The sequence below is a fragment of the Psychrobacillus sp. NPDC096623 genome, assembly GCF_044762655.1.
In the GTDB taxonomy this organism is placed as follows: Bacteria; Bacillota; Bacilli; order Bacillales_A; family Planococcaceae; genus Psychrobacillus.
In genome coordinates this window covers 21,423-42,974 of record NZ_JBIWER010000010.1, presented here as the reverse complement: position 1 = coordinate 42,974, position 21,552 = coordinate 21,423, and the positions used below count along the sequence as shown (strand labels likewise).

Sequence of the window (21,552 nt, the reverse complement as noted above, 5' to 3'; positions counted from 1 at the left end):
TACCATATATAGAGACGAAGAAAAAAGCTGATTGCCTCGAGTTAAAAGGAGGCAATCAGCTTTCAATGTTTATCTATTAATCTCTACGTTCTTCTTGAACTGGGCTCTCTGTCTCAGTTAGTGAGTCTTGTTCTTTTGGCAAATCACCAATAGATGGATCAGCAGGAGCTCCTACTGCATCCGATACTTCTTCTTTTTTAAGCTCAATAGCAGCTTTTTGATCTAACTCATCATATGAGCGTTCAGGAAGTGTACCATGCTCTTCTAAATGTTTTATCTGAGCAGCATCTAGTGTTTCTACCTCTAATAACGTTTTTGCGATTAATGTTAATAATTCACGTTTTTCCGTTAATATTTGTTTCGTACGAGCATATTGATCTTTAATCATTGTTTGCATTTCTTGATCAATTTCATAAGCAATTGCATCTGAATAGTTTTGTTCTGAGTTAAAATCTCGACCCAAGAAGACATTGCCTCCTTGTGCTTGACCGAATTGCATTGGTCCAAGCTTGTCACTCATCCCATATTCTGTAACCATTTTTCTAGCAATGCCCGTTGCACGTTGGAAGTCATTATGAGCCCCGGTTGAAACTTCACCGAAAATAATATCTTCTGCTACACGACCACCGAGTAATCCAGAAATTTTATCTAGTAATTCTGGTTTTGTCATGAAATAGCGATCTTCTTTAGGAAGCATCACTGCGTAACCACCTGCTTGACCACGAGGAACTATCGTTACCTTATGTACGATTTCAGCATCGTCTAAAGTTAATCCAACAACCACATGTCCTGCTTCATGGTACGCAACAATATTTCTCTCTTTTTCAGAGATAACTTTTCCTGATTTAGCCGGGCCTGCAATAACTCTGTCCGTAGCTTCATCAATATCTCGCATATCGACTTTCTTTTTATCACGTCTAGCTGCTACTAAAGCTGCTTCGTTTAATAAGTTTTCTAAGTCCGCTCCAGAGAATCCTGGTGTCCGCTGTGCAATCGCTTTTAAATCCACTGATTCATCAAGTGGTTTATTACGTGCATGTACTTTAAGTACTGCTTCACGACCTTTAACATCTGGACGACCTACTGTAATTTGACGGTCAAAACGACCTGGACGAAGAAGTGCTGGATCTAAAACGTCTGGTCTATTGGTTGCAGCGACGATAATAATACCTTCGTTTGCACCGAAACCATCCATTTCAACAAGTAATTGGTTAAGTGTTTGCTCACGTTCATCGTGACCTCCACCTAGTCCCGCTCCACGTTGACGACCTACCGCATCAATTTCATCTATAAAGATGATACATGGTGCGTTTTTCTTCGCATTTTCAAATAAATCACGTACACGAGAAGCCCCTACTCCGACAAACATTTCTACGAAGTCCGATCCACTAATAGAGAAGAATGGTACGCCAGATTCACCCGCTACTGCACGAGCAAGTAATGTTTTACCAGTACCTGGAGGACCTACTAATAGAATCCCTTTAGGTATACGAGCTCCAATTTCCACGAATTTACGCGGATCTTTTAAGAAATCTACTACTTCTACTAATTCAGCTTTTTCTTCATCTGCACCAGCAACATCATTAAATCTAACCTTTTTCTTATCGTTATCATACAGCTTCGCTTTACTCTTACCGAAGTTCATCACACGGTTACCACCGCCTTGTGATTGACTTAATAAGAAGAAGAATAAAATGATAATAATTAAGAACGGTAATAATCCTGTGAAGAATTGAACCCAGCCACTTGTTTTAGGCGTTTCTTTATATTCCACGGGTACTGAATTGGATGTTGCCAATGTATAAATTTTTGCTTGTACGTCTTCGCTATTATAAGGGAGAATCGCTAAATATTTCTCTCCTTTTTTATAGCCTTTCATTTCACCTTCAGCGTAATAAACTCCCGATTCAGGTTGTAATGTAATACTTGTTATTTCTCCTTTTTCTAAAGAAGTCATAAATTCGTTAAACTTAATGTTTTTTGTCGTTGTATTGCTCGTATTGAAAGTAGCAAAAATCCCAACGATCACAAAAAATATTAATAAGTATAATATGGCGTAGCGCAATGCTCGATTCATTCCCAGCCTCCTCACAAGGTAAACAGAAAAACTAATGATAATCTTATCACACGAAATTTTGGACGTACAATGAAAAGCCTTCTAACTAGGCTTAAAACTAAAAACTGTAAACTTCTTTCTTCAAAACACCTACATAAGGTAGGTTACGATATTTTTCTGCATAATCTAAACCGTATCCAACTACAAATGCATCTGGTACTTCAAAGCCAACAAAATCAGCTTTTAAGTCTACTTTTCTACCGGTTGGTTTGTCTAATAACGTAACAATTTTAATCGATTTTGCTTTACGATATTTGAATAGATCTACTAAGTAACTTAGCGTCATCCCACTATCGATAATGTCTTCAATTATTAAAATATCTCGGCCTTCTACACTTGTGTTTAAATCTTTTACGATTTTAACCTCACCAGAAGAAACCGTTGCATTTCCATAGCTCGATACATCCATATAGTCCATTTCAATGTATGTATCTACACGCTTCATCAAATCGGACATGAAAGGCATTGCACCTTTTAAAATTCCAATTGCAAGTGGGTACTGATCCTTGTACTCTTCTGTTAATAAGGCTCCCAATTCACGTGTTTTTTGGTTGATCTCTTCCTCAGATAACAAAACTTCTAAAATATCCTTTTCCAACATAGTTAATCCTCCTATGGCTTAATAACTCTTACGTATAGTACAAAATTTTGCATATTTCTATTCTTTTCAAATTGCTGTCCGTAACGAAGACCTATTACAGCCATTATATCATTTTTAGCTGATACAAGTATTGGCCAAACTGCTCGTTCTTCAGTCGGAATTTTTTCATCAATAAACAATCGTGAAACTTTTTTTGGAGTAGACATCCCTTTTAAATGGATTCGATCTCCTTCCATCCTAGGTCGTGCAGATAGAGGTATTGAATCATTTTCCAGTTGGACAAACCATTTTTCATCGGAAGGAACCTGCTCGTTTAAGTTTCTAGTCAGGTATATAGAATAACCGGCACCAACTGCACTCCAACAATCCTCTTCAATAAGTTGAGTTTGAATTGGTAGAGATTGTATCGGATAAGAGGAAAACTGAACTTGACTGTAATGACGTTTGAGGAAAAAACCTTTTGGCAAATGAATCACTGTATTACCATCCTGCTCATTACAAGCAGCTAAAATAGATTCAATTAAACGATTATTTAATAGCGTGTTGGAGCTATCGTACAGATACTTTAATAGTATTAGAATCACTCTTCTTTGTAAAGCAACTGGAATTCCACTAAACTCTTTTGTATCCATAAAAAAACTCGATTTACTTTTAATTGTCACAAGCTGGTCAAATTTTTCTTTAGCAAGCTTTTGTAAAAAAATATCATCCTGTTGCTGTTTCTCCACGAACGTCCGGATACTATCTGCTACATGCTCATTTTCTTGGCGAAGAAGTGGCACTACGGTGTGACGTAAACGATTTCTAGTATATGTATGTTTGTCGTTACTAGGATCATGTCTATAGGATTGCTCCTGGACCTGAATGAAGTCCAAAATCTCTTCCTTTGTTACACATAAAAATGGACGAATGATGCTCCCGTCGGAAAAAGGTCTTGTTATTGGTATTCCCGTAAGAGAGGATGCCAAAGATCCTCTTACTAATGACATAACTATTGTTTCTATCTGATCATCTGCATGATGTCCAAGTACCAACTTATCGAAATGCTCTTGTTGCATAATAGTATCGAAGTAAGCATATCGTTCTTCACGGCATATCACCTGAACATTTCCACCTTCAGCTTCCATTCTTGCAGGTACTGCAAGTGTAGCTCCATAAAAAGGTATATCTAATCTATTAGCCAATTGTTCAACGAAGTCCATATCTTCAGCAGACTCATCTCCTCGAAGCTGGTGATCCGTGTGAACGATCCCTAATTTAATGTTATAAAACTCTTTAAGTTCATAAAAGGTAAGTACTGCAGCAACAGAATCCGCTCCACCAGAACAAGCGAGAAGAAGACGATCCCCATTTTGAATGAGCTGATGGTGTTCTATATATTTTTTTACTTTTAAAATGAACGGATGCATTTTTCCACCTCTATTATTGATCACAATAGTAATTCGTCCGCCTGTCTGAGGACTTGGCGGACATTTACTTTTTAGGCACCTTCCGCTTTTCTCGACTGTCCAGCTACAGCGCCTTGCCCCTCGGGTCGTTTCAGAATTTCGAGAAAGGCAAAGGACGCCTTTCCGCGAAATTCTTCCAACGCCTGTCTGGGCAAACATAGGCGCTTCCGCTTTTCTTCTCTGTCCAGACTCCAGGTGCCAGCCTCTCGAGTCGCTTCAGACATACGGTTAAGGCAAAGGGCGCCTTTACCGTTTGCCTTCCAGCGCTTGTCGTGGCTAACGGGCACCTTCCGCTTTTCTATTAGTGTACCATTTTTTCTTGGTATTTGGCTGCTTGGCGTGGTGTGAAGAGGGACCATTCTGGTACTACATGCTCTACTTGCATGAAAATAACAGTTCGGTCGTCTCCTGGTAGTGAGTATGTTTCTTCTAACTTTTTTACAAAACGTTCTGCATTCATTGTAGGGTCCTGTAGTATTTTTTGATAATATTGCTCTTGTTTTTCGACAGTGGTGTTTCCTGAGAATACTCCATCTGATAACATGACCAATACATCACCGTCTTTTAGTTCCATTTTTCTTGCCTCGATCGTGAGGGTTGGCAAGAAACCAAATGGAACATGCTTACTTTCAATTTTTCTCATTTCATTGCCTCGTATTAAATAGGTCGACATACTTCCGGCTTTCCAAGACCAAAGCTCTCCTTTTTGCAAATCTATCAACGCTAGGTCAACTGTTGCATAGCTGTCATTGTCGTTTTGTAGGCTCATCAAATAATGGAGTGTATGCATCGTTGTTTCTGGATCCATTTTTTTATTTAGACATTCCCTCATAAACTGCATGACACGTCTACTTTCTCTGTGTGCCTCAACATCATTACCCATGCCATCCGATAAAATAACCGCCATCAGCCCTGGATGTAATGGGAACACTGCATGTGCGTCACCTGAGTAAATGGTATTTTTACTAGAGGATGTATATACGTCATGTGTTATTTGAAAACGAACGGACGATTTACAGGTCAATTGAATATGTTCATACGGATGATGAATTTCTTTCATTGCTGTAATTTCAAACGGTTCGTTCCAAAGTTCATAAAATAGCGGAACGATTAAACGTTCTCCTACCATTTTAGCTCTTGCTTCAATAGGTAAGCAGCAAACAATTTCCATTTGCCCGATCTCTATATTCAATACATCTATTTGAAAGAAAGGTATATTTGCTTGCTGGAATTTTTGTTTAATGACCTCTTCATGAGATGAGTACGTAGTTATATTGTTTTCTAAATTGCTCATCAGTTCGCTCATATGATTTCCCATATCCTTCAATTTGAGTGCGAACATCTTTTTTCCATGCTGCAATTCATAGGTAAGCTGTTGTTTAGCCTCTTTTTCCTTCAACTCATGCATAACTTGAATTGGTTTTACACACTTATATTGAATTCTAGTCTCTGTTTGCATTCTGGATTTTTTAGGCTGCTCCTCCCATTCCTTTATCAATACAGGCATGCCATTGGATTTCTCTCCCCAACACTTTTCATACTGAAAACAAGCACGACAAATTGGCAGTGGCTCTGTCTTTTGGTCTTTTCTTAACGCTTTCGAATCAAACCTCTCGGATATAAACCGTGTAATAAAGTCTACAAAATGCTGGAATTCTTGAAGCTGATGATTTACTTTTTCCGTCATCCATTTTTGTCTTCTTAACAGGACACTCGTTGTATCAGGATATAATTGATCTTTCAATTCTTTAATCCATGAAGATGGAACGATAAAAAATAATAAGGAAGCAATAACAAGGGAACCTATATACACAGAATCTAGAGGTAAAGTTCTATCATATAATATAAAGAAAAAGGTTGCCCCTAGCATACTAAACGCTTGCCATAGTCTTCCAAAAGGCTTGTGCAATCCTGCCAAGAAGCCTGTTACGGCATATACTGCAATCATTCCACTAAAGCTAAGTTTAGAAATACTTAAAATTGTTCCCGAAAGAACTGCAACGACCGTGGCAAGCTGAACACCACCAATGGCAGCTGACACGGCAATTACGAGATGCGCTGCCATAAGCGGAATCGAAACGTATCCAACTATATAAGAGGACATCCCAGTTAATACAAGTGCTCCTATAAGTAGTGCAGCACCCATCCTTTCTCCCGTCCATCTTTTATGCAATAAGTCTGGAAATGGTAGGAATAACTGAAATAAAAATATAGTCATAAACAAACTTAAGACCCCTTCATATGCGATGGCTAGCAAAATGGAAACTGGAATCTCCCCGCCATATGAAACAAACTGCCATACAATCTGTATACATACAACATCGATCAGTACAAATATAGGTAAAGGAATTTTATTGATAAATCTATTCTGATAGAACGGAAATAATAATGCTTGTAATGCATGAATAATAACTTGTCCAAACCCTAGCGTAAAGCTTCCGCATATAGCCCCTACCACTGCCCAAGGGGCAAAGCGTTGAAACCGCAGATTAACCAGCGCCCAAAGAGGAAGAAAAAACGGAACCGAGGCCTCGAACAATACAACCTGTGCTAGAAAAAATGACAAAAGCAGAAAAATGAATGAAAAGAAAATAGTAATTCTTTTGGCCTTAAAACCTTCTCCGAGCTTTCTCAAAGATATACTACGTTTTTGTTCCTGTTCATAAACCGTCTTCAAAACGAATACCTCCTATTCAACTATTGATGGAAGTATACCTAGTATTGCTACAAAAAGTATGTCTGTTTCTGACATATACTTCAAATAACTTTTCGACGGCATCAGCTAATAAACTAAATAATATGAATTTTTCAAACAAACTTTCTTTTAATATTTTTAAAATTTCTCTAAAGAATTATTGACACTTTAGTAAAACGCTTGTAATATATAATTTGTTCGTAAAAAACGGCGGCCTAGCTCAGCTGGCTAGAGCGTACGGTTCATACCCGTGAGGTCGGGGGTTCGATCCCCTCGGCCGCCATATTTACGGCCCCTTGGTCAAGCGGTTAAGACACCGCCCTTTCACGGCGGTAACACGGGTTCGAATCCCGTAGGGGTCATCTAATAAAAAGCAGTTCCTAAACCATTTAGGAACTGCTTTTTTATGTCAAAAAATACACTATTTGTCGAAGTGTTTAAAGAATATTACTCAAAGAAGTCTGGAATATAAATTATACGGATGATACTTGTTTTCTATGATGATCATCATGCTCTAAAAAATCTGTGAAATAGCTACGAATAGAGGATTCACTATTTCCAATGAGGAAAATCTTGTCCCATTCTATTTCATCTGTTTGCTGAAGCTTTTCAATAATATATTGTCGCTGTTTTTTTGCATACGAAAGGGTTTCTTTAAATGTTTGTTCATGAGCAAGGGCTGCGGCTTTTGCATTAAACGTTTCGAAATCTGGAAACCTTTCAAGCTTTTCACCTTCCTTCATATTAGGCAAACGTTGTTTTAAAGTAAAGTGATCCCATTCACCAAGATGCATTATTATTTCATTTGGTGACCATTTCCCTTCAGCATAAGGAGCTTTCGCTTTTGCTTCGTCTAATGAAGCTAAAGAATCCAACCAATTAATATATTCACTATGTGCTTTCAATAGTTCTTCTTTCGTCACTAGTTAACCCTCCATTTACTTATCTAAATATATTATGTTTAAACAAGTAGTCATAAGAAATATCAATAAACAAATACTCCCGATCATTTAGTGGAATAGAGAATGTACGCATCATTTCTCCTGTAACAATATCGCTATACATATCCGAAAACTCTCCACTCTGGTCATTACGCATTTTGATAATCGTTTTTAAAAAGTACGGACGCCAACTCCAGTTTTTATTGATCGCATCTTCTTGCACATTCCATTTTTTATCGACACGCATTATATTAGGAGATAGTTGGAATCCATCTTCATCACAAATATATATACGGAATGAACAATCATCTAATTCCTCAGAAAGCAATAATAATCGCTCTACGCTGTCGCTTGTTGGATTTACATGTCCAATTGCTTTTTCTAACATATTCTGCAGTTTTTTAAACTCATTATATTTTTCTTCAAGTAACCGCTTTTCTGTGGTAATAAACTGCTGGCACTTTTCTTTGAAATGATCTTTTAACAAATCTTTTGAAATTGTATCTCTCTGAGCGTCTGCCAAATACTTCCCTTGATAATATCGACCGCCGTTTTTCCAAGCAAATTGAAGTTGGTGCACACTATCAATTCCTTCAAATAACATATTAGCACCTATTTTATGTGCTAGCGATCCTAAGGATGTAAATAAATCATTTTTGGCACTCCACGACTCATAGCTCAGTTTTTCAATATTTACCTTTAATATATGTGGTGACAGCATTTTTATATAATCTATATGACTTTCCGAACCTACTTGATTTATAGCTATTTTTATCCCATACGTTCCATAATATCTAAGTATGTTACTAAGTTGACTTAAATCCCCTTTAAAATCATGTTCTGAAAGGACTAGTACAATTCGCGAAAGCAAATCTTCGGGGACATATTCGTTGATAATATCGAAGTAACTCTCCCCATAATCTAATATGAGTAAATTTGCATTGCACGGTAAGTAGATATCGTAATCTTTCCCCTTTTCCATTAGCTCTGAGAGGGCCAAACGAAGAATTTTATGTTCGACTTCTAAACGATACTCTACTGGAATATCCTCATCATATGCAAAAGTGTTTAAATTAATAAGCTTTTCTTCAGCAACAAGTTTCCCTAAAACTTCGTAAGCTACTACAATATGTTCGTCCGCACTAAAAATCGGCTGATAATATGCTTTTACATGTTCTATATTCGTTAGTACATCCATTGCATCCATCAAAAAACCTCCTCAAAAGTTCAAAACATACCAATATTAGTATTAAAAATTAGTTTACCTTATTTTAAGGATATGCTTAATCTCTTATTTTGTGTACAAAAAAAAGGTGTTAGCAAAACCCAACACCTTTTTATCTATATGACATTTTTTCTACTGATAAAACAGACAGCAAATTATCCTCTTTTGGCGCCTCTGCCACCGCGCTTAGATTCTGTAGCACGCTTTAACGTAGACAAACGATCTTCACTATCTTTCAAGAATCTAGCCATTTTTTGCTCAAAATTCTCTTTGCTAGGACGATCGCGATCATTTGGGCGATTGTTATTTCTAGGACGCTGAGGACGTTCCGGTCTCTCTGGTCTTTCCGCTTGAGGCTTTGCTTTTCGAATAGATAATCCGATTTTGCCATCCGCTTCAACATTCATCACCTTAACTTCAACAACATCTCCAACCTTCAGATGCTCATTAATATCTTTTACATAATTGTCCGCCACTTCACTAATGTGAACAAGTCCTGTTGAGCCTCCCGGTAGTTCGACGAATGCTCCGAAATTTGTGATTCCTGTTACTTTACCTTCTACCTTGCTGCCTACTTCAATTGACATAAAAAAAATGCTCCTCCTTAAAATTTAAGCGACTCTTTAAAGAATTTGTCTGATTTTATCTTTCAAACCCTTACCCTTATTATAGCTAACAAAAAAAGAGTGTCAATAAGACTACTCTTTTACTCTTAGTTTTTTTTAATTATTTTTCTTCTTTTCCAGGTAAAGTGAAAATAATTTCACCCTCTTCGGAAAGGAAATATTGTTTTCTTAATAGTTTGCCAATGTACTCATCATCGTTCAGCTTTGAAATTTGTACTTTAAGGATTTCTTGCTCTTCTTTCACTTGTTCAAGCTGTTGTGCCACTTGTTCTTTTTCAAGCTGTTTTTCTTCATATGCACTTTTACTGTTTAGTAAAGTTGTTACTAAAAATCCAACTAGCGCTACAGATAAAATAGCAAACAAAACTAACCTTCTCGCTAAACGAACCTTTTTTGCTTTGTTTCGATTTTCTTGGCGTTCGATAGAGCGAACATAATCAGTATTAATCGATGCAATTTGTTTCCTTACTGGTACGTTTCTTTGCTTCTCTCCCATTTTGCTCTCTCCTATCAAACTATTTCATTTTTTCGTGTATTTTCTATTATAACGGAAGTTCGGCTTTTTCTGAAGTGCCAAATGCCACGTTTTTAGAAATAAAAAATGAAATGGTTTAAAAACAAAGGAGATAAGCTTCCAGATAAGATAAATAATTTTATTTACCACTAGCCAGATGAAGCGAATCATCCACCAAATTGGTTGGATAATCAAACGTAAAAAGATTCTACCAATTAGACGAAACACCGGCTGAAATAATTGATCGTATAAGAGGATACCTACTATTTGTGCTAGCGGGTCGTAAATTCTCCATATGCCATCTCGTACTTCAAAAAGTATATAAAACGTACCTATTCCAAGGGTGATCCATACAATGATTTCAAGAATAACCCGATATTTATAAACGAGGGAACGCTTTGGGAAACTTCCCGTAACAAAGCGCGTCCCTTCGATTATCGCTCCTACCAATACCCCACTAAAGACCATTAGTAACAGACTAAAGAATTGTAATGAGAGTGTCATCCGAATAATTTATGAAGTAATCCTCTAGCTCCGTCTAAACTTTGCTCTTCATCATATTGCATCGCTCGAACGATTCCTTCCAAAGTTAATAACCCTTTATCAACATCCAGATGGACAATTTTTAAGTCTTCTCCTTTGATGTGAAGTATACCCTGAGAAGTTCTCACATAAAATTCTTGTTGATCAAATTTTTCAATAGATTTTACTGATGTCAGGTCCATACGCTTACGATTTCTAAGCGAAATTAAATGGTCCCCCGATGGAATTGTAATAGTTTGGTTTTCTGCTTGATATTGCATATATACTCTCTCCTCTCCTTGTCCTAGTTTATTGTATGCGCATAAAAAAAAAGCATGACAACTCCCATGCTTTTTTTCATAATTTATAAGAAACTATTTAATTTCTAATTTGTATTCATCTAGATTCCAGTGTTCATGAATTTTAAAGAACTAGAACTATCGGATAATACTACTGATTTCCGTTTCAGGTGTACGCTTTCCTCGGGCGGTCCGTTAGCCTCCGCGGAGACGGACAGATAAAGTGAAACTTCAATCAGTGGGGCTTCATCCCCCACTGATTGTTAGTTGAACCATTCGGGCTTTTACGGTCAGTTATGTACTGCCCGTTAATGCGGGACAAACGCCATAAAATTACAGATAAAAGAAGAGACTGGTCGTGACGTCTGTCACGACCAGTCTCTTTAAAAATTCTCTCGTAAATAATGTAGCGGCCTGTCTGTCCAAAGCCCTACGAAAACGATATAAACAGGTTTGAAACTAAAGGACCGAGCGTCTTTATGAACGATTTTTTTAATTAATCTTCGTCATCAATAAATTCTGGATCTACTTTTTCTAATCTCTCTTCTTTAGTAATCGTGAACATTAATGAAGCCTCTTCTTTTTTCGCAGAGTCTCTAACCGCATCAACCGTTGCTGTTACTACTTTTTGTCCGAATCTGATTGACAGTTCATCTCCGGCTTTCACGTCAGAGCTCGCCTTTGCTACTTTGCCATTTATCGTTATTCTACCTTGGTCAGCTACTTCTTTTGCTAATGTTCTACGCTTTATAAGTCTGGAAACCTTTAAATATTTGTCTAATCTCATTTTGCCACTACCCCTCTAATTTTTTTGCATCTTTCCAAAATTGGTCTAGCTCTTCTAGTGTGTAATGAGAAAAGTCTCCTTTATCGCTCTTTACACTATGTTCTATAAATTGAAACCTTCTTTTAAATTTTTTATTGGCCTGAATCATTGCCTGCTCCGGAGATAAATGATAAAAACGCGCTAAATTTACAATGGTAAATAACACATCACCTAATTCATCTACTTGAGATTCCTTTGTGCCTTCTGCTAATTCTGTCTTCCATTCAGCCAGTTCTTCTTCGAACTTCTCCCAAGCTCCAGATACGTCTGGCCAATCAAAACCAACTTTCGCTACTGACTTTTGATAGTTATAGGAAGTAAGTAGGGATGAATCTGCTCGCGTTTCCCCATCTAATAAGGAATCCTTGGAATCTCCATTCTCTTCGGACTTTATTTGCTGCCAATTTCGTAGAACATCTTCCGTACTTTCTGCTTTTACGTTTCCAAATACATGCGGGTGTCTACGAATCATTTTGTCAGCAATAGAGCTTAATACATCTTCTATACTAAAATATCCGTTATCTTCCCCTATTTGAGCATGTAAAAATACTTGTAACAGGACGTCTCCTAACTCTTCTACGATATGATCATCATCTTCTTCATCAATTGCTTGCAGAAGCTCATAAACCTCTTCTACGGCATATTTCTTTAAGGTTGTATGTGTTTGTTCCTTATCCCACGGACACCCGTTAGGACCACGTAATTCAGCCACTATTTGACGAAGTGTTTGCCACTCTTTTAAGCGATTTTCTTTTTCAGGAATTGGAGGAACGTATAACGTAGTCAAATTATCTAATTTCATTACTCGGTCCAACTCGAATAATGGAACCTTCGTTAAACTTTCTGCGGACGAGCCTGCAGCTGTAACAATTGTTACTTCATAATCATCTGGATATTTTTCCATGAGAGTAAGTTTTACTTCGGATGCACTAAATGCATCATATACTTGTCCAATAAGCACATGCGCATTCATCCGAACTTCATCCCGCGTAAAGCTAGTTCCGTCTAGTAATTGAAAGCCTTCAATTGGATCAATCCGTAAAGCCCCAAAAATGGGATCTAGGAAACTTTGTCCACCTTCTATGCGGATTTTAATCTTCCCTTGTTTTTCTGCTTCGATTAAAAGCTGAACTGTTTGTTCTGCTACTAGTGGATGCCCTGGTACTGCATACATAATTGAATGTTCCTTTGCCAACTCAAGGAGCTGTCGTACAATCTCTTCATAAACACCCTCGAATTGATCATTTTGTTCATATACAGAATCGAAACTTGTAAAGGATAGCCCCTCTGTTCTTAATTCCTCCAAAACTGGGTGCTGCTCCGTTCGAACATATAAATACTCAGCTGTTTTTAACTTTTTATATATACCTAATGGCAGCTGATCTAAATCACTTGCTCCTAAACCTATTATCGTGATTTCATTCATACTACTCACAACCTTACTTTTCTTTATTTAGCCAAAGCTGAAATGTAGCCATCCTTCTACCAAACGGCAATAAAAACCACTCTTTTTCTGCAATGACACGGTTTTTTGCTATACTTACTAAAAAAATAGTTGCACCGAGCGTTACTGCAGTTAACGAGATGACAATTGATTGTATTCTACTAGTGAGATAATCAAATAACAGAGCATCTCCTAATACTACATAAGCAACCACACACACTATCATCAAAATGGATGCCTTGGTAATTCCTTTATAGAAAACTGCAGGTGCAAATTGGATATTCCAAGTCTTTTTAAAATAATAACACATCAATACGTAGATAATCGCTAAACTAACATTTCCTGAGATAGCTGCTCCTAATACTCCATACATAGGGACTAGTAAACTATTTAATAACCACTTACAGATTACCCCCATAAACAAGAATAGCGTAGGCACTTTTACCATTCCACTGCCCTGGAGCATCGCCATTAATGTCAGAATTAAAGACATCCATACAATTTGAAAGGAAAATACCATTAAAGTCGTGGATTCTTCTTTTGTTTGAAATAGCATTTCATTGACGTAGGGAAGTACAACGATCAGCCCCATCGCCGCAGCCACACCGAAAGTAAATGCCACGCGATATGTTAACTGCATGAACGGGACTGCTGTTCTTCCTGATCCTTTACTCATTCGATGAGCTACTAGCGGAACGATCGCTAAAGAAAGTGTAGAGGCTATGACAATCCCTAATTGAACAAGCGGCTGCCCTCGATCATACACTCCTTTTTTCTCCATAGCCTGATGTTTTTCCATGCCACTTTCTAGAAGGGTCTGGAAAACCGTAAACGAATCTACCAGTTGAAACAGTAGGAACAATAGTGCACTTATACTAGCACTTATACTTATCAGTGTTAAGCTCTTTACTATTGGCCACACAGCTATATCCTGTTGAATTTCCCCTGTCTTTGATTGCTTCATGGATTTCCAATAAATAAAGGATAGCAGTAGGACGCCAGCAAGTTCACCCGCCACTGCTCCATACATAGCCATACTTCCTGCCTTATACAGATCAAAACTAGTAGAAACGATAAGCCATGTACCAAGTAGTATCACAAAAACTCGGACTGCCTGCTCCACGACCTGCGCATAGGCGACTGGCTGCATACGACCATCCGATTGAAAGTCTCCCTTTAATACAGCAAGCATCGGCATCAATAATATGACGAATGAACCAGCTTTTAATAGCTGAGCAAGATTTGCATCTCCCATTGCTTTCGCTAAGAATCCAGCACCCATAAACAATAAAATAAAAAATACTATAGAAATAAATCCAATATAATAAAAAGCAATTTGCTTTATCCTTGGAATAGCATAATCTTTTCCAAGCGCTTTATAATCCGATAAAACTTTAGACAATGCTACGGCAAAACCAAACGAAGTCCAAGTAGTAATAATACCAATGAACGGATATACCTGTTGGTAAATATAAAATCCTTCATCTCCGACCAAATTTTGAAATGGCACACGGTACACAGCACTAAGTAGCTTAACGATAATAGCGGCAACCGTCAGCATAGCTGCACCTTTCATATAAGTTTTCATATTCCACTCATTCGCCATAACCAATCCTACTCCCATCATACGATAGGAATATTATAACCTAGAAAAGCAGAAGCGCCTATGATAGCCCCGACTAGCGCTGGAAGAATTTCACGTAAAGGCGTAACTGTGCCTTTACTGAAATATTCTGAAGCGACTCGAGGGCTAGGCTCTGGAGTCTCGACAACCGAAGAAATGCGCAAGGCACCCGTTTAGTTGTGAAAAGCGCTAGAAGGATTTCGGGGAAAGGCGTATTTTGCCTTTCTCGAAATCCTGAAGCGACTCGAACAACTGGCGCCTGAAGTCTGGACCATACTAGAAAAGCGCAAGCGCCTATGTTTGCATCGAAAAGCGTTGGAAGAATGGATAAGAAATATAGAACGGGACCAATTAATAATTTTTACTTCTCTCATCTAACTTGCGAACCCAATAATTTTGTAATATTAAAATCTACCGATAACCAAGCTAAAGCCGCTCCAACAAAATTATCTTTGTTGAAGCGGCTAGTATTATGTTTTCCTGATTTTAATACGATAGGATAGACATTCATCTATTGTTGTATTTTCTTGAAATACCCATTTATCATAGTCCATTGCTCCACCAGGATATATCTCCAATACTTTGAGATTAGCTCTTTGGCATAACGCTATAACCTCTTCCGGTGTGTAACAAGCTAATGACTGAACAACCTTATCGTTACTGTTCTCTGCCCACCAGGTATCAATCATTCGATTAGTTTGAACATCATAACCATATTCTCTAAGTACACCCAGATTGGGAGACATTTTAATGCCATTTACTTTTTGCCAATACTTTGGCTGATAGATATCGATTAATCCGATGCCATCCTCTGATAACCAATTATAAATTCTTTCTAACAGCATAATCTGATCATTATCTGTACCTATCCCAAAGCCATCCATATAAAGTATTACTTCGAATGTTTCTTCCAGCTCAATTGTATAAAAGCTACCACATAGTGAATTAACCTTGTCATCGTTAGACTGCTTAGTGAATTCAACAATTTCCGGTACTAATTCAATCGTAGTTACTTCTTTATCGAATGACGCAAGTGCTCTTGCTAATCTACCGTTCCCAGCACCTAGTTCCAATATTGTTCGAAAAGGCTTTCCAACCTGTTCCATGATTTCAGCTGATAAAGACATGTCGTATTCACTTACTTTATGAGATGGAGAATATAACTCGAATTGTCTTTTATAGAATGGCTTTACCCAATTTGATTTCATTTTCATTCCTCCTGTAATTTTATTAAATTACAGAGAAATCAATAAGTTACGGATTCCCATTTAGGAAACACCTCCTGGATATAACTATCTTAGCACAAAGTAGAATGAATAGTTAGTTAACTTCAGGCGAGCTTTTAAATCACTTACTATATATCATTTGTTTGCACTATTTTTAAAAACTCCTACATTTCGGTTGTTTGAAGTAAAGGTGGAATGTCATAGGGGAACTTATTGAGCGAGAGACCACGGGAAAGCGGCCGCAGTAGTAGAAAAGTAGGAATCTCATAGAAAGCCCCGAAAACTTTACTATTCGTAAAATTCTCGGGGTTATCGTTTTGGAAGAATGTTTTGTTCTAATCTCTTTTCAACTTTCCATTTGTTTTGCCAGAAAATTTGCTGCAGTTTCAATTGCCTTTAGTTCAGATTCTCCAATAAAGTGTACCTTCGAAATGATGAATACAGCTCCGATTGGATCCCCTGAAGCAATAATAGGTGCTATGCAATAGGATTTAACTGTTTCAACTACTCCTGGAATCCATTCAACCGAATTTTCATGTTTTTCCATTACGATGGAGCGCTGACCAATTATGTCTTCAACACCTGGGCTTAGTCTACGATTTAAGTAATCCTTCTTTGAAAGTCCTGCTGCTGCAATCATTTCATCACGGTCACTTATTAACACTGGGGTTCCTAAAGTCTCATACAAAGTGTCCGCATATTCCTTTGCAAAATCTCCAAGCTCACTAATAGGCGAATATTTTTTTAAGATTACTTCTCCTTCTCTATCCGTAAAAATTTCCAATGGATCTCCTTCTCGGATTCGAAGGGTTCGACGTATTTCTTTCGGAATAACCACTCTACCTAAATCATCAATACGACGTACGATGCCTGTTGCTTTCATGTAATATGCCTCACTTTCGACAGATTGGAAATTAAATTTCATTTCTGCCATAGTATGCATCATATTACCAAAAAATATGCAAAGAGCTATTTGACGTCTGCTATTTCTTTTTTAGATTCGGGCAATAATTTCATCATCTCTTCTAATACATCGAATGGATCAAATTTTCCTGTTTTACGTTCATCAATTGTCAGTACCAGACTGCCGTTGTCCATATTAAAGCCAACTGCACGTCCGTATTTCATAGATTCTTCTACAAGCTTTGCTCCATTAATAGCCTTTGTACCTTCTGCACTTAAAGTAATCGAAATTATTTTATTTGTTTCCTTAATAGACACTACGCCTACCGCAATTCCCCAAATTTTCATACGTGCAATACGCAGCAATTTTTCTGCTTCGAGAGGTATATCTCCAAACCGGTCCTGTAATTCATCTATGAGATCGAAGTACTCCTCTTCTTTATCCATCGCTTTGACACGTTTATACATTTGAATCTTTTGATAGCCATCGGGAATATATTCATCTGAAATATAGGCATCCGTGGATAACGCAATCTCTATTTCTGGCAAATCCTCTTTTTTTATACCAGTACGTTTTTCCGCAATTGCATCTTCCAGCATTTGCGTATAAAGATCAAATCCGACTGAGTCTATAAATCCATGCTGCTGTGAGCCTAATAAGTTACCAGCACCTCGAATAGACAGGTCGCGCATTGCAATTTTGAAACCCGAACCAAGCTCTGTAAATTCTTTTACCGCCTGCAATCGTTTTTCTGCCACATCTGTTAACACCTTGTCTCGTTGATGCATTAAGTACGCATAAGCAACACGATTGGATCGCCCTACACGACCTCGTAATTGATACAATTGTGAAAGTCCCATTTTATCAGCATCTTGAATAATAAGTGTATTAACGTTAGGAATATCAATACCTGTTTCAATAATAGTCGTAGTAACTAAAACGTCATATTCTCCTTCTATAAAGCTGATAATAATTGACTCTAGCTCTGTTTCAGTCATTTGCCCATGCGCAAATCCAACTCTTGCAGTTGGAACTAGCATTTGAATCTCATCCACTTTCCTCGTAATATCTTCTACTCGATTGTATAGATAAAATGCCTGTCCTCCACGTGCTAACTCCCTTTCAATTGCTTCTCGGACAAGTGCACCATTTTGTTCCATCACATAGGTCTGAACTGGAAAACGGTTTTTAGGAGGAGTCTCAATAACAGATAGATCACGTACCCCAATCATCGACATATGTAATGTTCGTGGTATAGGTGTAGCGGTTAACGTCATAACATCCACATTTGTCTTCAACTGCTTGATCCGTTCTTTATGTTTTACTCCAAATCGTTGTTCCTCATCTACAACTAAAAGACCTAAATCGTGGTACTCCACATCTTTAGATAGAATTCGATGTGTACCTACTACTACATCAACTAATCCTTTTTTCAGCCCATTAATTGTTTCCGCCTGTTGTTTTTTGTTGCGGAAACGACTTAGGAGACCCACTTCAATTGGAAAGTCTTGAAAGCGGTCTAGCATAGTTTCATAATGCTGTTGCGCCAATATAGTTGTCGGACAGAGAAAGGCAACTTGCTTCCCTTCCATAACAGCTTTGAATGCTGCTCGTATTGCTACTTCTGTTTTACCGTAGCCTACATCCCCACAGACAAGACGATCCATTGGTCGAGGTTTTTCCATATCTTTTTTCACTTCTAGAATAGTACGTAGTTGATCCTCGGTTTCCTCATAAGGAAATGCTGCTTCAAAGGATTGCTGCATATCACTATCAGGTTCAAATGCATACCCGACTTCTGCTTCTCGTTTGGCGTATAGCTTTATTAACTCATCTGCAATATCTTGAACTGCAGCTGAAACCTTTGTTTTGGTTTTCTTCCAATCTGCTCCGCCCAACTTGTGAAGCTTTGGATCTTTTTCCCCAGACGCAACATATTTTTGAATGAGATCTATTTGATCGACAGGAACGAATAATTTATCCTCCCCACGATAACGAATATGGAGATAGTCTTTATGAATTCCATTAACAAGCAATGTTTCAATGCCAATATATTTCCCAATACCATGATGTATATGTACAACATTATCTCCAGGTTTTATCTCGGAGTAACTTTTAATACGCTCAGCATTCGTTACCTTTTGAGCTCTTGCTTTTTTCTTATGCTTTTGTTTAAACAACTCAGAGTCGTTAATTACTGCAATTCTTTGTAATGGAAGTTCAAAACCAGCTTCTAAATCTCCTTCTATGATATAAACTCCAGGTGATTTCATATCTTCTTCGGAAGCACCAATTTGTGTAGAAATCTCGTAGTCTTCTAGCACTGTGTGTATTTTTTGCACACGGTCTTTGCCGTCAGCAAGTATAAATAAGCGGAATTTCCCTTGGGTAAATCGCTCTATTTCATTTTTCAATAAATGCATTTGTCCATGGAAGTTTTGCATTGGTTTACAAGAAAAACTAATATTTTTTTTAATCGTAATTCCAGAAAAAGTTCTAGAAAACAGAGAAAAGTATAACTTTTCGTTAGAAAACATTTGAATTATCTCTTTTAGATTAAAAGATGGTTTTACCCGGTGTACCGTTTTTCCTTCCTCTAACAAAGAAAGAATCCAATCATTTTCTTCTCTCTCTAACGTCTCTGTCACTTCTTGAATTCTTCCAAGCTCGTCAAATAAAACCATTCCGTTTTCGTTGAAATAGTTACCTAAAAAACTATTACTCTCTTCCAATAATGATACATACTTCATATATTCTGTAGGTTGCTCACCTTGCTTTAACAATTCAATGTCCTGTTGGATATTTTGATAAAAAAGATCTCTTATTTCTGGGATTTTAACTTTTTCCAAGCTTTCCGCTAATGCCTCTTCTAGTTTATGAGCTAGCAGAAGTTTCTTTTCCTCCGTTAGCACATATTCAGTAGCCGGTAAAATTCGAATCTCTTTTCGTTTTTCCAATGAACGCTGATCTTCTGCAGAAAAAGTTCGGATAGAATCAACTTCTGTATCAAATAATTCGATACGAATAGGATTTTCTAAATAAAGTGGATAGATATCGATAATTCCACCTCGTAAAGCAAACTCTCCTGGAGCAGTAACCATAGGCTGACGAACATATCCCATATTCACTAATCTTTGCAGAAAGGAATCTAAACTAATTTCTTCCCCTTCCGAAATAGACATACTACTAGCCTGCCAATCACTCTTGGTTGGCATATGCTTTTTAAGACCCGCAATAGGAACAATATAAACGCCATTATCATGCGTTAACATATGATCTAGCGCTTCTAGTCTTTGCGCCCGAAGTTCTGGACTAGTAATAGATATATCGGCAGCGATTAGCTCATCAGCAGGATATAAACGCACGAGGTCCTCACCGATTAGTTTTACTAAATCCTCTGTAAGTTTTTGAGCATGTAATAGGTTAGGCGTTACGATTAATATAGCTCCCTGTCGATTTTTATATAGCATATTGGTGAATACTGCTCTAGCACTAGAAGTAAGTCCAGTTATTAATTGTTGGTCCTTCCCACTCTCTAACTCTTTTACTAACTTTTGTATTTGTATATCTTCGATTAATAAATTATTTAAAGGTTCCATCTGTGTACCCCCAATCTAAACAGAAAAAGGCTTTGTGCACGAAATCGTGCCAAAGCATCTACTGTATCCATTTTTTTAACGCATAGTAATTAGGAAACGTTTGAAGGGAATTCTGACATTCTTCACAAATACACTGCACCGTGTAATCTCCCTCTGCTCCATTTACAATATATATATGTTGTTCTTCTTGCGTGAGCTCATGTTTTTGTAGAAATTGGTCATCTATGCTATCAAATGGCAACTGCCCAATTTCTGTTTCACAATGGCGACATTTATAACGAATCGGCATGGCCATTAAAACCTCCTTTTTAGGAAGTATAGACCTTTTGTTCACTTTTTATGCACCGTTGTATGTATTCATTACATCTAGAAATTTTTTGGTTAACCAATCTTCGCAAGCGTTTGCACTATTCTTAACGGCTTGAATTATATCTATTTTTTCATCTTCACTAAATTTAGAGAGCACGTAATCCGGTACCTTCATGCCGTTTTTAGGACGATCCACACCAATTCGGATTCGATTAAATTCCTGTGAACCCAAGTGTTGGATAATGGATTTAATGCCATTATGCCCACCTGCACTACCTTTTTGGCGTAGCCGTAATTTGCCAACCTGTAAGTCTAAATCATCATAAATAACGACTATTTCATCGTCATTTACTTCGTAGTAATCCATTATAGGTATAACACATTCACCCGAAAGATTCATATAGGTTAAGGGCTTCAAAAGCATAACTTTTTCAGTGCCAACAAGTCCAATGCCATACATTCCATTAAATTTAGACTGAGTAAGCGGTATATTTAATCGCTTAGAGAGTTCATCGATGACATGGAACCCAATATTATGGCGTGTAGCTTCATATTGTTTTCCAGGATTTCCGAGACCAACAATAATTTTCATCATATTCCATTCCTTTAAACCATGTTTTTATTAATTTTACC

The 21,552-nt window shown here is 37.5% G+C and carries 18 protein-coding genes and 2 tRNA genes; 2 read left to right on the top strand and 18 right to left on the bottom strand.

The window, feature by feature from the left end; translation table 11 throughout:
• Positions 1 to 76: 76 nt before the first annotated feature.
• From ftsH to ACIQX2_RS18850, 4 genes are all read right to left on the bottom strand, one after another.
• Positions 77 to 2,077, bottom strand: a complete 2,001-nt coding sequence (gene ftsH, locus ACIQX2_RS18865; RefSeq protein WP_402854084.1) for an ATP-dependent zinc metalloprotease FtsH — start codon at positions 2,075 to 2,077, stop codon at positions 77 to 79.
• Positions 2,078 to 2,174: 97 nt separating this feature from the next.
• The gene (hpt, locus tag ACIQX2_RS18860) at positions 2,175 to 2,717 is read right to left on the bottom strand and encodes a hypoxanthine phosphoribosyltransferase (RefSeq protein ID WP_402854080.1); all 543 of its coding nucleotides are present in this window, start codon (positions 2,715 to 2,717) and stop codon (positions 2,175 to 2,177) included.
• A gap of 11 nt (positions 2,718 to 2,728) precedes the next feature.
• The gene (gene tilS / locus ACIQX2_RS18855) at positions 2,729 to 4,126 is read right to left on the bottom strand and encodes a tRNA lysidine(34) synthetase TilS (RefSeq protein WP_402854077.1); all 1,398 of its coding nucleotides are present in this window, start codon (positions 4,124 to 4,126) and stop codon (positions 2,729 to 2,731) included.
• 340 nt (positions 4,127 to 4,466) lie between these two features.
• Positions 4,467 to 6,842: a SpoIIE family protein phosphatase gene (locus ACIQX2_RS18850; protein ID WP_402854074.1), complete on the bottom strand. Its 2,376-nt coding sequence runs from the start codon at positions 6,840 to 6,842 to the stop codon at positions 4,467 to 4,469.
• 227 nt (positions 6,843 to 7,069) lie between these two features.
• Between ACIQX2_RS18850 and ACIQX2_RS18845 the strand changes: the two genes are divergently transcribed.
• Both ACIQX2_RS18845 and ACIQX2_RS18840 read left to right on the top strand, forming a co-directional pair.
• A tRNA-Met gene (locus ACIQX2_RS18845) sits at positions 7,070 to 7,143 on the top strand.
• A 7-nt stretch (positions 7,144 to 7,150) separates the two neighbouring features.
• Positions 7,151 to 7,222 (top strand) — tRNA-Glu (locus ACIQX2_RS18840).
• A 111-nt stretch (positions 7,223 to 7,333) separates the two neighbouring features.
• Here ACIQX2_RS18840 and ACIQX2_RS18835 read toward each other — a convergent pair.
• From ACIQX2_RS18835 to pth, 14 genes are all read right to left on the bottom strand, one after another.
• Positions 7,334 to 7,783 (bottom strand): DinB family protein, encoded by a 450-nt coding sequence (locus ACIQX2_RS18835; protein ID WP_402854071.1) that lies wholly within the window; start codon positions 7,781 to 7,783, stop codon positions 7,334 to 7,336.
• A gap of 19 nt (positions 7,784 to 7,802) precedes the next feature.
• Positions 7,803 to 9,008 (bottom strand): EAL-associated domain-containing protein, encoded by a 1,206-nt coding sequence (locus ACIQX2_RS18830; RefSeq protein WP_402854067.1) that lies wholly within the window; start codon positions 9,006 to 9,008, stop codon positions 7,803 to 7,805.
• Between the two features lie 173 nt (positions 9,009 to 9,181).
• Positions 9,182 to 9,613 (bottom strand): S1 domain-containing RNA-binding protein, encoded by a 432-nt coding sequence (locus ACIQX2_RS18825; protein WP_090570830.1) that lies wholly within the window; start codon positions 9,611 to 9,613, stop codon positions 9,182 to 9,184.
• 139 nt (positions 9,614 to 9,752) lie between these two features.
• A complete protein-coding gene (locus ACIQX2_RS18820; RefSeq protein WP_402854064.1) occupies positions 9,753 to 10,148 on the bottom strand; it encodes an FtsB family cell division protein in 396 nt (131 codons plus the stop codon).
• Between the two features lie 24 nt (positions 10,149 to 10,172).
• Positions 10,173 to 10,670, bottom strand: a complete 498-nt coding sequence (gene yabQ / locus ACIQX2_RS18815) for a spore cortex biosynthesis protein YabQ (RefSeq protein ID WP_402854061.1) — start codon at positions 10,668 to 10,670, stop codon at positions 10,173 to 10,175.
• A complete protein-coding gene (yabP, locus tag ACIQX2_RS18810; RefSeq protein WP_093063095.1) occupies positions 10,667 to 10,969 on the bottom strand; it encodes a sporulation protein YabP in 303 nt (100 codons plus the stop codon). The genes yabQ and yabP overlap by 4 nt, the downstream gene beginning before the upstream one ends.
• A gap of 514 nt (positions 10,970 to 11,483) precedes the next feature.
• Entirely contained in the window at positions 11,484 to 11,774 is a 291-nt protein-coding gene (locus ACIQX2_RS18805) for an RNA-binding S4 domain-containing protein (RefSeq protein WP_093063096.1), read from the bottom strand.
• 7 nt (positions 11,775 to 11,781) lie between these two features.
• Entirely contained in the window at positions 11,782 to 13,239 is a 1,458-nt protein-coding gene (gene yabN / locus ACIQX2_RS18800; protein ID WP_402854057.1) for a bifunctional methyltransferase/pyrophosphohydrolase YabN, read from the bottom strand.
• 13 nt (positions 13,240 to 13,252) lie between these two features.
• Positions 13,253 to 14,863 (bottom strand): putative polysaccharide biosynthesis protein, encoded by a 1,611-nt coding sequence (locus ACIQX2_RS18795; RefSeq protein ID WP_402854054.1) that lies wholly within the window; start codon positions 14,861 to 14,863, stop codon positions 13,253 to 13,255.
• 488 nt (positions 14,864 to 15,351) lie between these two features.
• Entirely contained in the window at positions 15,352 to 16,089 is a 738-nt protein-coding gene (locus ACIQX2_RS18790) for a class I SAM-dependent methyltransferase (RefSeq protein WP_402854051.1), read from the bottom strand.
• A gap of 364 nt (positions 16,090 to 16,453) precedes the next feature.
• The gene (gene spoVT / locus ACIQX2_RS18785; protein WP_402854130.1) at positions 16,454 to 16,990 is read right to left on the bottom strand and encodes a stage V sporulation protein T; all 537 of its coding nucleotides are present in this window, start codon (positions 16,988 to 16,990) and stop codon (positions 16,454 to 16,456) included.
• 86 nt (positions 16,991 to 17,076) lie between these two features.
• Complete coding sequence (gene mfd / locus ACIQX2_RS18780; protein WP_402854048.1) at positions 17,077 to 20,610, bottom strand: transcription-repair coupling factor; 3,534 nt, start codon at positions 20,608 to 20,610, stop codon at positions 17,077 to 17,079.
• Between the two features lie 58 nt (positions 20,611 to 20,668).
• Positions 20,669 to 20,905: an anti-sigma-F factor Fin gene (locus ACIQX2_RS18775; RefSeq protein WP_254771449.1), complete on the bottom strand. Its 237-nt coding sequence runs from the start codon at positions 20,903 to 20,905 to the stop codon at positions 20,669 to 20,671.
• Positions 20,906 to 20,947: 42 nt separating this feature from the next.
• A complete protein-coding gene (gene pth, locus ACIQX2_RS18770; protein WP_402854042.1) occupies positions 20,948 to 21,511 on the bottom strand; it encodes an aminoacyl-tRNA hydrolase in 564 nt (187 codons plus the stop codon).
• Between the last annotated feature and the right edge of the window lie 41 nt (positions 21,512 to 21,552).

What these genes read in the sequence shown, in the direction of transcription:
- mfd (WP_402854048.1), bottom strand. Translation starts at nt 20,610, where the DNA reads ATGGAACCTTTAAATAATTTATTAATCGAAGATATACAAATACAAAAG.
- ACIQX2_RS18825 (WP_090570830.1), bottom strand. Translation starts at nt 9,613, where the DNA reads ATGTCAATTGAAGTAGGCAGCAAGGTAGAAGGTAAAGTAACAGGAATC.
- spoVT (WP_402854130.1), bottom strand. Translation starts at nt 16,990, where the DNA reads ATGAAAGCAACAGGCATCGTACGTCGTATTGATGATTTAGGTAGAGTG.
- yabP (WP_093063095.1), bottom strand. Translation starts at nt 10,969, where the DNA reads ATGCAATATCAAGCAGAAAACCAAACTATTACAATTCCATCGGGGGAC.
- hpt (WP_402854080.1), bottom strand. Translation starts at nt 2,717, where the DNA reads ATGTTGGAAAAGGATATTTTAGAAGTTTTGTTATCTGAGGAAGAGATC.
- pth (WP_402854042.1), bottom strand. Translation starts at nt 21,511, where the DNA reads ATGAAAATTATTGTTGGTCTCGGAAATCCTGGAAAACAATATGAAGCT.
- ACIQX2_RS18795 (WP_402854054.1), bottom strand. Translation starts at nt 14,863, where the DNA reads ATGGCGAATGAGTGGAATATGAAAACTTATATGAAAGGTGCAGCTATG.
- ACIQX2_RS18830 (WP_402854067.1), bottom strand. Translation starts at nt 9,008, where the DNA reads ATGGATGCAATGGATGTACTAACGAATATAGAACATGTAAAAGCATAT.
- yabN (WP_402854057.1), bottom strand. Translation starts at nt 13,239, where the DNA reads ATGAATGAAATCACGATAATAGGTTTAGGAGCAAGTGATTTAGATCAG.
- ACIQX2_RS18820 (WP_402854064.1), bottom strand. Translation starts at nt 10,148, where the DNA reads ATGGGAGAGAAGCAAAGAAACGTACCAGTAAGGAAACAAATTGCATCG.
- ftsH (WP_402854084.1), bottom strand. Translation starts at nt 2,077, where the DNA reads ATGAATCGAGCATTGCGCTACGCCATATTATACTTATTAATATTTTTT.
- ACIQX2_RS18805 (WP_093063096.1), bottom strand. Translation starts at nt 11,774, where the DNA reads ATGAGATTAGACAAATATTTAAAGGTTTCCAGACTTATAAAGCGTAGA.
- tilS (WP_402854077.1), bottom strand. Translation starts at nt 4,126, where the DNA reads ATGCATCCGTTCATTTTAAAAGTAAAAAAATATATAGAACACCATCAG.
- ACIQX2_RS18775 (WP_254771449.1), bottom strand. Translation starts at nt 20,905, where the DNA reads ATGGCCATGCCGATTCGTTATAAATGTCGCCATTGTGAAACAGAAATT.
- ACIQX2_RS18790 (WP_402854051.1), bottom strand. Translation starts at nt 16,089, where the DNA reads ATGAAATCAAATTGGGTAAAGCCATTCTATAAAAGACAATTCGAGTTA.
- yabQ (WP_402854061.1), bottom strand. Translation starts at nt 10,670, where the DNA reads ATGACACTCTCATTACAATTCTTTAGTCTGTTACTAATGGTCTTTAGT.